Genomic DNA, 13,148 nt, shown 5'->3' with positions numbered 1-13,148 from the left:
TATAAAGCGATTTGTCAGTCGCGGGATTCAAGGCTGATGCCGCTTGAAAACTCGATGGCCTGTTGGACAGTGGAGAATGTCATCAGGGATTGGCGGTGCATCTGGAAACCGGAAATTTCAATGGCGGTTTTCGCGTTGATGCCAGTCACATATAATTTGCCGCCCATTAAACGGAGCACATCCTGGATCATCAAGAGGCGGTGGATGAAGGAATCGCCTTCCCAGATGACACCGGAAATGTCGATGATGATGTGCTGGACAGCATTTTTCTGTACATACTCACTCAGTTTTTCCGTCAGCGCGGAGAACCGTTCTTCATTCATCTTGCCGACGAGTGTCACTGCACCCAGGTTATTATGGATGGACAGGATCGGCAGCATCAGGCGGTTGATCTCATCTTCTTTCTCGATGAGCAGCAGACGCTGGCGTTCTTCGGTGGAAACGTCCGTCTGTGTACCGATGAAATAGAGATGGTCATTGACGGTCATCGGTTCGATATTCAACCGGTTCCAGAACGGAGTGCCGTCTTTCTTGAAATTGCGGAGGGTGACAGTCGTCTTTTCTTTATTCGCAATAGCGTCCCTCAGTTGTTGAACGGCTCTTTGGCTGGTGTCTTCCCCTTGCAGGAAACGGCAGTTTCTGCCCATAGCTTCCTCGCGGCTGTAACCGGTCAGTTTTTCAAAAGTTTGATTTGTATAAATGATGGGATTATCCGGCTGCTGCGGATCTGTTACGGTCGTTGCAACCTGGCTTCCATCAAGCATCGCCTCAAAAAGGGCGGATTGGGTATCGGGGCTTAAATGTTTCATCGTGATTTCTCCAGTCTGTTAGGTAGTCAGTGGTGCAGCCAGTCGCGGCTGCTCCCATTCAAAAGCATGGCATGACCGGAGAATCGGATAAATTGAAGCCTCCGTTAATATTGGTTAATCGCGGTCGTCTGTATTTCTCAGTTTTCAGTTTACCGATAGTGTCTTCACCTTGTCCAGAAATATGGGGCTTTATTCACGAAAAGTTAGAAAACAACAGTCAAGATTTCATCGAATTGAAATAAAAGAAATGAAGGAGGCAATTTCATGAAGACAATTGGCTTAATTGGCGGCATGAGCTGGGAATCGTCGCTCGAATACTACCGGATGATCAATAAGAAAGTGAATGCGCGGCTAGGCGGCTTGCATTCGGCAGAATGTCTGCTGTACAGCGTCGATTTTGACGAGATTGAACAGCTGCAATCAGCGGGTGAGTGGCAGAAAGCGGGTGAACAGCTGGCGGACACAGCGAAAAAACTGGAACAGGCAGGTGCGGAATTTATCGTCATTTGCACAAATACGATGCATAAAGTTGTCGGGCAGATTGAAGAAAAGATTTCAATTCCGGTGCTTCACATCGCTGACGCAACCGCTGCGGAAATCCGCAGCCGGGGACTGATAAAAGTCGGTTTGCTCGGCACCCGCTATACGATGGAACAGGATTTCTACCGCTCGCGTATCGAATCACATGGCATCGACGTGTTGGTGCCGCCAGCCCAGCAGCGCGGTGAGATTAACCGCATCATTTTTGAAGAACTGGTTGCGGGTGACTTACGGCAAAGCTCCAAGGAGACTTTCCAGCAGGCCATCCGCGAACTGGTGGCTGATGGCGCAGAAGGGATCATCCTCGGCTGCACGGAAATCGGTTTATTGATCAAGCCGCAAGACGCGGAGGTGCCGGTTTTCGACACAACCGAAATCCACGCGGCTGCAGCCGTTGATCAGGCATTGGATAATAACTGATAAAACGGCGGGCGATTACGGAAAAATCGCCCGCCGTTTTCATTGGTCTGAAGAATAGAAGCCTTCATATATTTTACTGACTTTCATTTTAAACTCTTCTACATGGACAAACCTTGCCTCTCGCAGCATCTCTTTTCCGTCCGCGAATAAAATAAGGACCGGCACTGTGAAAATGGAGAAATGACCGGCAATCTCGGGGATTTCCTCCGCATTGGCAACGCTGGTTTGAATACGCGGAAAATCATTCATCGCTTCCTCGACCTGAGGAAGTAAACCATGGCATACGCTTCAACTCGTCGTTAAAACGTAGAGAAACTGCAATCCCGGCTTTTCGCTGAACGACGTTACTTCTTCCATTGAAATGAGTTCCTTCATTATTTTCACTCCTGACTTTTCCACCATTCAGGTTTTACCTATTCCATTCCCTCGCCGGCAGCCTTTTCAAACAACAGCGCACCATTTTGAAGCCAAGTCGAATCAGTTGTCTAATAAAATCAATCGCGATATCCTTTTTACATAGATACCCGCAGGGGTATATAAGAGATAGTGAAGAACAGGAGGTTGCGTAATGGTGGAAAAAAGATTTAATCCTGAACAAGCGGCTGTACTGTACAGTGAGGAACGGAAGGCTTTATTGCCGCCTGAAAGTATTCTTGCGCATTTGAAGTTGAATGGTGATGAAGAAATCGCGGATTTAGGTGCCGGAAACGGATATTTCACTTTACCGTTGGCGTCAAAGACGAAGAATCAGGTTTACGCGGTGGACATTGAACCGAAGATGCTGGCGCTGCTGCAGGAGCTGGCTGAAAAAGGTGGATTGGCCAATATCCGCTATATCGAAAGCGATTTGGAAAGTATCCGATTAAAAGATCGTTCCGTGGACAAAGTGATGGCCGCATTCGTCATCCATGAAGTGCCGGATCCCGCAAAAGCTCTTAAGGAGATCAAGAGAATTCTGAAGCCGGACGGGACATTGCTTTTAATCGAGTGGGAAGCGGTCGAGACAGAAATCGGGCCGCCGCTCGAAGATAAAATTCCTTCAGCGGATATGGCGGATCTTCTTAAAGAAAATGGTTTTACTCAAGATATTATTCAGTTGAATGAAAAAAATTACGGCATCATCGCGAAACTTGCATGACGAAAGGAGCCCATATGAAAGACCTTTGGACGGCTTTGTGACCATCTCAAAAATTTGCGTTCCTGGCAGGAATCGCGTTTCTGTTATTCCTTATTATTACTCAGTATTAACGGCTTAATTCGATAAAAAATGTTTTATATGCATCAATGAGGGAAATTTACCAAAAGAATGAGTACTTAAAAGAGAGGAGCAATACACATGTTTGATTACACAGTAGAAACAAGCAAGAGCAAGGACGAAGCAGTCCGGGACCTGGAAGCGAACTTGAAAGACGAGAAATTCGGGGTGCTTTGGAATTTCGATTTGACGGCAAAGCTTCAGGAAAAAGGAACTGATTTCAGTACACCTTATACGATACTTGAAGTCTGCAACCCGCAGGAAGCCAACCGCGTATTGTCGGAAGATCTAATGGTCGGCTATTTCCTTCCATGTAAAATAGTTGTCTACGAAGAGGAAGGCACTACGAAAATCGGCATGCCGAAGCCAAGTGCGCTAATCCAGATGGTTGAAAATGATTCGATCAAAGAAATCGCAGTGGATATTGAGAAAAGATTGATCGGCTGCATCGATAAGACCGTTTAAGATAAATTTTTTTAACGGCCCATATACCCCATACGGTAATAAATGGCTAAATGGCAAGGAGGAATGCATATGACAGTAGAATTCGTATCACCCAAGAAAGTTGCCCGTCAGGTTTTTAACAATGAACCCATTTATGTATTGGATGTCCGCAGCCCAGAGGAAGCGGAAGACTGGAAAATTGAAGGCGATCACGTTCAATTTATCAATATACCATTCAAAGAGTTGAGTAATTCCGACTCATCCGACCTGAAAGAACTGCCGGAGAATCAGACACTGTATACGGTTTGCGGGAAAGGGAATACTTCACAGAAAGCTGCCGCATTCCTGCAGGAAAATGGTTTCGATAATGTGTACTCGATCGAAGGCGGTATGGCTGCCTGGAGTGAACAGCTTGAAACAGTCAAAATCGGCGAAGTGGCCGGCGGTGCGCTTTATCAATTCGTGCGCCTGGGCAAAGGCTGCCTGTCTTATTTGATCGAATCTGACGGAGAGGCCGCCATTGTCGATGCCAGCCGCATGACAGAATCCTATGAAGAATTCGCGCGGGAAAAAGGGCTGAAAATCACGCATGTAATCGATACGCATTTGCATGCCGATCATATTTCAGGCGGTAAAAAGCTGGCGGATTCAGCGGATGCCACCTACTATCTGCCGCCGGACGATGCGGAAGAAGTCGTTTTCGATTTTGAACCGATAACCGACGGCATGAAACTGGAAGTCGGCAGTGCGGTAATCGAAGCCGTATACTCTCCGGGGCATACGATCGGCAGCACAACTTTCGTTGTCGACAATAAATACCTGCTGACGGGTGATATTCTGTTTGTTGAATCCATCGGTCGTCCGGATCTTGCCGGTAAGGCGGGAGACTGGGCTGATGATCTTTATCAGACCCTGTATGACCGTTATAAAAAGTTAGCGGATGATTTGCTTGTGCTCCCGGCCCATTACGCTGACGTCAGCGAATTGAACGAAGACGGCAGTGTTTCCGAAAAATTGTCTGTCCTGTATCAGAACAATGAAGGCTTGCAGATTAACGATGAAGAAAAATTTATCAAACGGGTGACGGAAGATCTGAAAGATCAGCCGAATGCTTACGAAGAAATACGGCAGACCAATATGGGCAAAATCCATCCGCCGCTTGAAGAAGCGAAGGAAATGGAGACCGGTCCGAATAACTGCGCAGTATAATAGAAGAAAAGGATAATCCTTGACCGTGGAAATGTTTAGTCCTAAACTGGGCACAGGTCAACGGATTATCCATTTTACTTCTCAGTTCAATTACTTGAATTTATACCCTAAGGGGTATATAATTGGGTTATAGTATTAATAAAGAAATCAACAAGGAGGCAAGAAAAAGATGGAATACGACAAACAAGTCCAGAATCGCTTAAAGCGGATTGAAGGCCAGCTGAAAGGTGTGCTTCGCATGGTGGAGGAAAATGACGATTGCCGTGATGTAGTTACACAATTGTCTGCTGTAAGAAGTGCAGTGGATCGGGCTATCGGGGTCATCGTCAGCGAAAACTTGGAACAATGTGTGCGTGAAAGCCTTGAAAACGGTGAAAGCACAGACAATCTCGTAAAAGATGCAGTCAGCCTGCTTGTGAAAAGCCGATAAAAAAATTCGTCAAACTTATGGGTTGACGAGTTTTTATCTCGGATGTTAGTATACCCCTATAGGTATTTTACTTCTCTGTTGCTTAAGCCGGTGCGTTTTTTATTTTTGACTTTTATATACCCCATAGGGTATATTATCAAGGGGGATACAAGCAATTGGAACAGAAAAAGACAACGAACATCATATTATTCAGTGGAGATTACGATAAAGCAATGGCTGCTTATATTATTGCAAACGGAGCAGCGGCTTATGATCATGAAGTGACGATCTTCCACACATTCTGGGGATTGAATGCATTACGGAAAGAAAATCCGCCAGCAGTGAAAAAAACACGCCTGGAAAAAATGTTTGCCAAAATGATGCCGCGCGGTGCGGACAACCTTGGCTTATCCAATATGAATATGGGCGGTATGGGCCCGAAAATGATCAAACAGGTCATTCAGAAGCATAACGCAATGACAATGCCGCAATTGATCGAAATGGCAGAGGAACAGGATATCAATCTTGTAGCATGTACGATGACAATGGACCTTCTTGGATTGAAACAGGAAGAACTGCTCGACGGTGTGACGTATGCAGGAGTAGCCGCTTATCTGGCGGATGCTGAAGACGGCAACGTAAACTTGTTCATTTAACAGAAGGAGAGAGGGAAAACATGGATACTTGGTTAATCATTTTAATCGGAGCAGTAATCGTCTTCATCGGTTATCGCGCAATGTCACCGGCAAAAGGTGTAAAATCCATTTCCATAGACGAATTGAAACCACAATTGAAGAAGAAAGATAAGCAATTCATCGATGTTCGGACGCCTGGAGAGTTCAAAGCCAATCGCATCAAGGAATTTAAAAACATTCCATTGAATGAATTGCCTGGACGGGTCAGCGAACTCGACGCAAATAAAGAAACCTATGTTATTTGCCAGAGCGGCATGCGAAGCAGCAAAGCGGCTGCCATCCTGAACAAAAATGGTTTTACTGATGTGATCAACGTAAGAGGCGGCATGGGAAGCTACCGCGCTTAATTTAAAGGAGGAATAACGAATGAAAACAATGACTGCACAAGAAGTACAAGAATATATGAATAACAATAAAGCTGTTTCAATTATTGATGTCCGGGAAACAGAAGAAGTGAAGGCAGGGAAAATTCCCGGTGCTGTGAATATTCCTTTAGGGCTTATCGAGTTCCGCCTGCAGGATATCGACAAATCTCAGGAACACATTATGGTATGCCGTTCAGGAAGCCGCAGCGGAATGGCAACAAACATTCTCACGGGCCGTGGCTACAATGTAATCAATATGGACGGCGGCATGATGGCCTGGGACGGACCGACTGAATAAATAAATCAATATTTTTTTAACAATTAATATACCCCAGGGGGTAATTAGGAGGAAATTAAATGATTCAAACAGATAAATTACTGGATGCAAAAGGGCTTGCTTGCCCAATGCCGATCGTACGCACGAAGAAAGCGATGACTGAACTCGAGCCGGGGCAGGTTATTGAAGTGCAGGCAACTGACAAAGGATCCTTGGCTGACATCAAAGCCTGGGCGAAGAGCAGCGGCAACCAATACCTCGGAACATTCGAAGAAGGCGATGTGCTGAAGCATTATTTGCGCAAAGCGGATCAGTCAGAAGAAAAAGAAGAAGTGCAATTTCCGCATACAGTGACAAACGCTGAATTGAAAGAACAGATGGGCCGCGACGATGTAGTCGTACTTGATGTCCGTGAACCTGCTGAATACGCATTTGGCCACATCGAAGGCGCAATTTCCATTCCGCTTGGCGAGCTGGAAAACCGTACAGCGGAATTGGATGCTGAAAAAGAAGTGATCGTCATTTGCCGCACAGGCAACCGAAGTGATTTCGCAGCAAAACAATTGGCGGACAAAGGCTTTGGACGCGTAAAAAATGCAGTAGAAGGCATGAGCCAATGGGACGGCGAAACAGAACAAAACAACGCATAAGCATATATTAAAAAACAATTTAACTGGAGGAATTATAAAATGGCAGGTAAAACAGCAATCATCGCATCAAACGGAACATTATTCGATGCTTATAAAGTATACAATATCGCAACAGCAGCAGCGGCAAGTGATCACGAAGTGGCAATCTTCTTTACATTCGAAGGATTGAACTTGATCAATAAAGAAGCATATGGCCAATTGCCGCTGCCTGAAGGCAAGGAAGAAATTGCTGAAGGATTCGCAAAAGGAAATGTACCGGCAATCCCGGAACTGGTTGAAATGGCGCAGGAACTTGATGTGAAATTCATCGGCTGCCAAATGACAATGGATTTATTCGGCCTTGAAAAAGATGCTTTCGTCGATGGCATTGATGTTGGTGGAGCAGTCACATTCCTTGAATTCGCAAAAGACGCAGACGTTACATTAACTTTCTAATCTCTTAAAAATACAACGAAAAATATACTGATGGAGGTATTTAAATTGACTGTAAAAGCAATGACAGCAAAAGAAGTAGCACGCAAAGTAATAGAAAATCAGCCTTTATTTATCCTTGATGTCCGCAACGGCGACGCTTTCGCCGACTGGAAAATCGAAGGCGGCAACATTCAGTATCTGAATACACCTTATTTTGATTTATTGGACGGTGTCGAAGAAGTGGTTTCAGAACTTCCGAAAGACAGAGACATTCTTGTCGTTTGCGCGAAAGAAGGATCTTCTGTCATGGTTGCGGAAATGCTTGATGAAGAAGGCGTCGACGCGGCGTACCTTGAAGGCGGCATGAAAGCGTGGAGTGAACACCTGGAACCAGTGAAAGTCGGCGATTTGAAAAATGGCGGGGAATTGTATCAATTCGTACGCATCGGAAAAGGATGCCTTTCTTACATGGCAATCTCAGACGGTGAAGCCGCTATTATCGATGCAACACGCATGACTGATATCTTCTTGGATTTCGCGCAGGAAAAAGGTGCTAAGATCAAGCACGTATTCGATACGCACTTGCACGCAGACCACATTTCCGGAGGACGCCAGATCGCTGAAGCAACAGGCGCAACGTATTACTTGCCGCCGGCTGACGCTGAAGAAGTGGTATTCGACTATGCGGAATTGGTCAATGGACTGGAAGTGGCTATCGGCGACGCGAAAATTGAAATCGAAGCATTATACTCACCGGGGCATACAATCGGTTCAACATCATTCATCGTTGACGACCAATACTTGATGACAGGCGACATCCTGTTCATCGATTCCATTGGACGCCCTGACCTTGCAGGCCTTGCTGAAGACTGGGTAGGCGACCTTCGTGAATCGCTTTACAGCCGCTATGCGGAACTCGCTGATGAACTTGTCGTTTTACCGGCTCACTTCATGATCATGGATGAGTTAAATGAAGACGGAAGCGTCGCGAAAAAATTGGGCGACCTTTTCAAAGAAAACCACGGATTGAATATCGAAGATGAGCAGGAATTCCGCGACATGGTAACGAAAAACCTGCCGCCGCAGCCAAACGCTTATCAGGACATCCGCAAAACAAATATGGGTAAAATCACGCCTGACGAAGAAGTTCAGCGTGAAATGGAAATCGGGCCAAACCGTTGTGCGGTTCGTTAAGTAGTAATCCAAAGTAATCGATATTCCGCAAAACAGCTCCGCTTTCCTGGTGGCTCGCGCTAAGCTAACTCGGGCTCGTTCCACTTCCCCCGAGTGGATCTCAGCACTTCGCTTGCTCACCTGGGAGTCTTCGCTGTTTTGCTCCATATCTTTAGAGACTTCTCTCAGCGCCGGCGCGCACATGGACTGAGCGAAGCAATAAGACGAGTGGGCTTCTCGGCTTATTGCGGGAGCTTTGTCCTAAGCGCCGAAGCGTTAAGTAAAAGTTATTTTTATTGGAATTAAAACAACACAAACCCTAAAGGAGAGATTTTGATGAACGCAGATAAAGTACTAGACGCAAAAGGCTTGGCTTGCCCAATGCCGATCGTAAAAACAAGAAAAGAAATGAAAGACATGGAGTCAGGACAAATCCTGGAAATCCTTGCGACTGACAAAGGAGCAAAAGCTGACATGACTGCCTGGGCAAAATCAGGCGGCCACGAACTATTGGAGATTGAAGAAGCAGGCGACGTCCTTAAATTCTGGATCAAGAAAGGCTAAGAGTTGCAAGAGGGTATCGCTGTGATACCCTTTTCGCTTTTGGAAGAGGTGACAAAAGATGAGTTTTGATTTTATTATCGTCATATTCCTGATCGGCTTCATCGGTTCCTTCATCTCCGGAATGGTTGGAATCGGTGGATCGATCATCAAATACCCGATGCTGCTGTATATTCCGGTCATGTTCGGCTACACGGCGTTCAGCGCCCATGAAGTATCCGGCATCAGCGCGATCCAGGTGTTTTTCGCCACCATCGCCGGTGTTTGGGCGTACCGTGGCAGCGGTTATCTGAATAAAACCCTGATCACTTATATGGGGGGAGCTATCCTGGTCGGGAGTTTCATCGGCGGCTACGGCTCGACGCTTCTTTCGGAGGCAGCCATCAATTTTGTCTATGCTATTTTGGCGACCATTGCGGTCGTCATGATGTTCCTGCCGAAAAAAGGTGTCGATGACATCCCGCTTGATCAGGTGACATTCAATAGATGGCTGGCGGCTGGCTTGGCGTTCGTCGTCGGAATTGCAGCCGGCATCGTCGGAGCAGCAGGTGCTTTCATCCTGGTGCCGATCATGCTGGTCGTCTTGAAAATCCCGACGCGGATGACGATTGCGACTTCCCTCGCCATCACATTCATTTCGTCCATCGGGTCGACTTTCGGTAAAATCGTTACAGACCAGATCCTTTATGGTCCCGCGGCAGTCATGATTGTGGCAAGTATCATCGCCGCACCGCTTGGCGCCAAACTTGGCCAGAAGATGAACACGAAATACCTCCAATGGATATTGGCGCTGCTGATCCTCGGCACAGCAATTAAAATTTGGATGGATATTCTATAAAAATAAAACCAGTATCGGCGGATTGGAGCCGATACTGGTTTTTTTGCGTTCATATTTAACAACTTATAAATTTGTTTGCGCAGAATTGATTTTATTTGCGGTGAATCAGTTTTATTTGCGCAGATTGGAATTTACTTGCGCAAGGCTAATTTTCTGCTTCGGATATGATGATTTTCCGCGCTGTAACGATCCCAAACAGAGTTGCAGTTCATATATTCCGATTCAACATACGCAGGCCGTTCAGAATCACGAGGATCGTGCTGCCTTCATGGCCGACAACGCCGATGGGGATCGTAATCGACTGCATGAAGTTCAGGATCAGCAGCACAATGATGACGCTGACTGAGAAAACGATGTTCTGTTTGATGATGCGCTGCATTTTTCGTGCCATCCGGATGGAATAGGCGATGCGGGTCAAGTCATTTTTCATCAGGATAACGTCAGCTGTCTCGAGTGCGACGTCGGTGCCTTCGCCCATTGCGATGCCGGTCGTGGCAATGGCAAGCGCCGGCGCGTCATTGATGCCGTCGCCGATCATGGCGACATATTGATGCTCGGTCAGCAGTTTTTTCAGTTCTTCGACTTTATCGCCAGGCATGCAGCTGCCGATATAAGCGTCCATGCCGCTTTCTTCGGCAATGGCTTTGGCGGTTTTCTTGTTGTCCCCGGTCAGCATGATGCAGTAGATGCCAGCTTTCTGCAGGTTCTCAATCGTCGCTTTTGCGTCTTCCCGAACCGTGTCTTTCAGCGAAATGGCGGCTGCGATGCCTTTGCTGTCGCGGACGAAGGTCACTGTCTTTCCTTCATCAGCCCAGCGGTTCAGCACACCGCCCTGAAACTCTTCCGCATCGTGAAGGTTGACGAAATCAGGTTTGCCGATCAAAATTTCTTCACCGTCAATTACCGATTTCAATCCATTGCCGGGTACATCGGTGATCTGCAGATTTCTCAATGGTTCTATGCCTTTTGCTTGAATAAATTCAGTGATCGCCTTGGCAAGCGGATGGTTCGACTGCATTTCGATGCCGGAGATGATGGCCATCAGCCGGTCATTGTCGATATCTTTCCGCAGTGAAAAATCAGTGACTTCCGGTCGTCCGCGCGTAATGGTGCCGGTTTTATCGAAAGCGATGGCACGAATTTCACCAAGGTTCTGGAGATGGACGCCGCCTTTGAAGATGATTCCGCTTTTCGCGCCGTTTGAAATGGCCGCCAGCGTTGCCGGCATGATCGATGCGACCAATGCGCATGGTGAAGCCACAACCAGAAAGAGGATGGCACGGTAAATAGTCGTGTTCCAATCCCAGCCGATCAAATAATGCGGCAGAAACAGTAAAAGGATGAATACAATCAAAGCGATATTTACATATCGGCCTTCAAAACGTTCGACGAATTGCTGGGAAGGCGGTTTTTCGCTATGAGCAGACTGTACAAGATCGATGATTTTCTGTACCAGCGTTTCGGAATTCGGCTTGGTCATTTCCATTGTAATAGCGCCGCTCATATTAACCGTAGAAGCGAACAGTTCATCTTCAATATCTTTGGAAACCGGCACCGATTCCCCGCTGATGGCGGATTCATCAACTACCGTATGGCCGATCAGCAAACGGCCGTCTGCCGGAATGCGTTCCCCCGGTTTGACGACAAGCCGGTCACCCGGCTGCAGGGAAGAAACAGATACGCGGGTCGTGTCACCGTCTTTCAAGAGCCACGCTTCTTCCGGCTGGATCTGCATCAATGCCGAAACTTCCTTGCGGCTTTTATTCATGGTATAGGTTTCAAGTGCGCCGCTGAGGGAGAAGATGAAAATCAGGATGGCGCCTTCCGTCCAGTAGCCGATTAGGGAAGCGCCGATTGCGGCCAGCACCATCAGTAATTCCACATTCGGCTTCCGGTTTTCGATCGTCTTGCGGATGCCGTATTTCGCTTTGGCGTAACCGCCGATCAAAAAAGCCGCCAGATAGGTGATGACCGACCACAATTCGATGGACTGGGTTTCAAGAATATAAGCAATGATGATCAAAATACCGGAAAGAATGGCGGCGATCAGTTCAATATGCGTTCTCCAATTCCTCATGGGCTCATCTCCCTGCAGAAATCCAGATTATCCTTAACCAGAAAACTTATCTTTATTATAATCTTTTCTAGTGATCGATAAAGGCAACTGAAAACAAATAAGTGAAAATTAAATGAAATCTTTGTTCAAACTCAATTAAGTTTTAGTCAAGAATATCGATTCTCTTACTTCAGTTTAGAACCAATATTCTTAAAAGGTATCCTTTACAGCTGAAAATTTATTTTTTCCAAACTAAACTAAACTTTTTAATGGAATTTACTTCTATATCAAATAAGGTCATTAACTCACAAAGACAGTAAAATGCTACTGAATTCTTTCGGCTTAATCCTTTAATAGCCTCATCATCGATATAAATATAAGGGATGTCGGATTTTGTCGGGTTAAAATATCTTGTTTCTGTATACAAGGGGATGTTGTAGATGCTGCTGGAGCCTTCTGACGCTAGGTTGAAATTTTTCAAGTGAAAAAGTGAGCCTTCTATATAATCTCGTTCCCAGGTGAAAATAATGACTAAATCGTATTTTTCTATAACATATATTGTTTCTTCTTTACTGATGAGCAATAATTCCACCGTTTTTTCGATATAATTTTTTAATTCGTCTAAATCTATATCTGACAGCAGAGGTTTTCTTTTGAAAATGAACAATCGAACCAACCCCGTTCTTAAGTCTAAAAAATATATACTTGAAAATAAGTACAATTGACTAATTATCTCAAAGTGCTAAAATAAGTATATAATTAAAAAATATAAGCAAATATAGGTAATTATAACCTAAAATAAATAATTTTAAGTTGTAATTACTGTTTATAAATCAATTTTAAAACAATTAGTTAAAAATATGACTGTATTTAAGGAATTGGAATAATTGCGAATATTGACAGATACCTTGAATAACAATAAAAATCGAATATGGTATTGTACTCGTTTTTATTATAAAAATATTGTTATGTTGATAATTTATTTTTATTGGATGGTTATTAGACAAACAAGATTTCTTTTGTAGCATCCGGT

Annotated in this window: 17 protein-coding genes; 13 read left to right on the top strand and 4 right to left on the bottom strand. The window is 45.3% G+C overall.

Translation table 11 applies throughout. From position 1 onward, the window contains the following. Nucleotides 1-14: 14 nt before the first annotated feature. Nucleotides 15-809 carry a YtvA family blue-light photoreceptor gene (ytvA, locus tag D2910_RS05985; protein ID WP_117312737.1) on the bottom strand — a complete coding sequence of 265 codons (795 nt, stop codon included), beginning with the start codon at nt 807-809 and terminating at the stop codon, nt 15-17. A gap of 264 nt (nt 810-1,073) precedes the next feature. On the opposite strand from ytvA, the gene D2910_RS05980 reads away from it, so the two are divergent. Beyond that, nucleotides 1,074-1,769, top strand: a complete 696-nt coding sequence (locus D2910_RS05980) for an aspartate/glutamate racemase family protein (RefSeq protein ID WP_117312736.1) — start codon at nt 1,074-1,076, stop codon at nt 1,767-1,769. A 39-nt stretch (nt 1,770-1,808) separates the two neighbouring features. On the opposite strand, the gene D2910_RS17040 is transcribed toward D2910_RS05980, so the two are convergent. Continuing rightward, nucleotides 1,809-2,018 (bottom strand): thioredoxin family protein, encoded by a 210-nt coding sequence (locus D2910_RS17040; protein WP_233208580.1) that lies wholly within the window; start codon nt 2,016-2,018, stop codon nt 1,809-1,811. 319 nt (nt 2,019-2,337) lie between these two features. On the opposite strand from D2910_RS17040, the gene D2910_RS05970 reads away from it, so the two are divergent. From D2910_RS05970 to D2910_RS05915, 12 genes are all read left to right on the top strand, one after another. Next, on the top strand, nt 2,338-2,907 hold the full coding sequence (locus D2910_RS05970) for a class I SAM-dependent methyltransferase (protein WP_117312735.1): 570 nt from the start codon (nt 2,338-2,340) through the stop codon (nt 2,905-2,907). 198 nt (nt 2,908-3,105) lie between these two features. After that, nucleotides 3,106-3,489, top strand: coding sequence for a DUF302 domain-containing protein (locus tag D2910_RS05965; protein ID WP_117312734.1), 384 nt, complete (start codon nt 3,106-3,108; stop codon nt 3,487-3,489). A gap of 69 nt (nt 3,490-3,558) precedes the next feature. Beyond that, nucleotides 3,559-4,677, top strand: a complete 1,119-nt coding sequence (locus tag D2910_RS05960) for an MBL fold metallo-hydrolase (RefSeq protein ID WP_117312733.1) — start codon at nt 3,559-3,561, stop codon at nt 4,675-4,677. 169 nt (nt 4,678-4,846) lie between these two features. Beyond that, nucleotides 4,847-5,107 (top strand): metal-sensitive transcriptional regulator, encoded by a 261-nt coding sequence (locus D2910_RS05955; RefSeq protein ID WP_084243837.1) that lies wholly within the window; start codon nt 4,847-4,849, stop codon nt 5,105-5,107. A 155-nt stretch (nt 5,108-5,262) separates the two neighbouring features. Further along, the gene (locus D2910_RS05950) at nt 5,263-5,742 is read left to right on the top strand and encodes a DsrE/DsrF/DrsH-like family protein (RefSeq protein ID WP_084243838.1); all 480 of its coding nucleotides are present in this window, start codon (nt 5,263-5,265) and stop codon (nt 5,740-5,742) included. Nucleotides 5,743-5,762: 20 nt separating this feature from the next. After that, the gene (locus tag D2910_RS05945) at nt 5,763-6,128 is read left to right on the top strand and encodes a rhodanese-like domain-containing protein (protein WP_117312732.1); all 366 of its coding nucleotides are present in this window, start codon (nt 5,763-5,765) and stop codon (nt 6,126-6,128) included. Nucleotides 6,129-6,147: 19 nt separating this feature from the next. After that, nucleotides 6,148-6,444 (top strand): rhodanese-like domain-containing protein, encoded by a 297-nt coding sequence (locus D2910_RS05940; RefSeq protein ID WP_117312731.1) that lies wholly within the window; start codon nt 6,148-6,150, stop codon nt 6,442-6,444. A gap of 59 nt (nt 6,445-6,503) precedes the next feature. Then, nucleotides 6,504-7,073: a sulfurtransferase TusA family protein gene (locus D2910_RS05935; RefSeq protein WP_117312730.1), complete on the top strand. Its 570-nt coding sequence runs from the start codon at nt 6,504-6,506 to the stop codon at nt 7,071-7,073. A 39-nt stretch (nt 7,074-7,112) separates the two neighbouring features. Next, nucleotides 7,113-7,508, top strand: a complete 396-nt coding sequence (locus tag D2910_RS05930; RefSeq protein ID WP_117312729.1) for a DsrE/DsrF/DrsH-like family protein — start codon at nt 7,113-7,115, stop codon at nt 7,506-7,508. A gap of 45 nt (nt 7,509-7,553) precedes the next feature. Beyond that, nucleotides 7,554-8,681, top strand: a complete 1,128-nt coding sequence (locus D2910_RS05925) for an MBL fold metallo-hydrolase (RefSeq protein ID WP_117312728.1) — start codon at nt 7,554-7,556, stop codon at nt 8,679-8,681. A gap of 315 nt (nt 8,682-8,996) precedes the next feature. Continuing rightward, nucleotides 8,997-9,224: a sulfurtransferase TusA family protein gene (locus D2910_RS05920; RefSeq protein WP_084243844.1), complete on the top strand. Its 228-nt coding sequence runs from the start codon at nt 8,997-8,999 to the stop codon at nt 9,222-9,224. Between the two features lie 58 nt (nt 9,225-9,282). Beyond that, the gene (locus D2910_RS05915; protein WP_084243845.1) at nt 9,283-10,059 is read left to right on the top strand and encodes a sulfite exporter TauE/SafE family protein; all 777 of its coding nucleotides are present in this window, start codon (nt 9,283-9,285) and stop codon (nt 10,057-10,059) included. A gap of 208 nt (nt 10,060-10,267) precedes the next feature. Here D2910_RS05915 and D2910_RS05910 read toward each other — a convergent pair whose 3' ends face one another. Together D2910_RS05910 and D2910_RS05905 are read right to left on the bottom strand one after the other, a co-directional pair. Beyond that, nucleotides 10,268-12,136 (bottom strand): heavy metal translocating P-type ATPase, encoded by a 1,869-nt coding sequence (locus D2910_RS05910; RefSeq protein WP_117312727.1) that lies wholly within the window; start codon nt 12,134-12,136, stop codon nt 10,268-10,270. Between the two features lie 217 nt (nt 12,137-12,353). Further along, nucleotides 12,354-12,782 carry a hypothetical protein gene (locus D2910_RS05905; protein ID WP_117312726.1) on the bottom strand — a complete coding sequence of 143 codons (429 nt, stop codon included), beginning with the start codon at nt 12,780-12,782 and terminating at the stop codon, nt 12,354-12,356. Nucleotides 12,783-13,148 lie beyond the last annotated feature (366 nt).

The organism is Planomicrobium okeanokoites (assembly GCF_003428875.1).
GTDB classification, from domain to species: Bacteria; Bacillota; Bacilli; order Bacillales_A; family Planococcaceae; genus Planococcus; species Planococcus okeanokoites.
The sequence above is the reverse complement of the archived record's forward strand: the minus strand, read 5'-3'. Positions and strand labels throughout refer to the sequence as shown.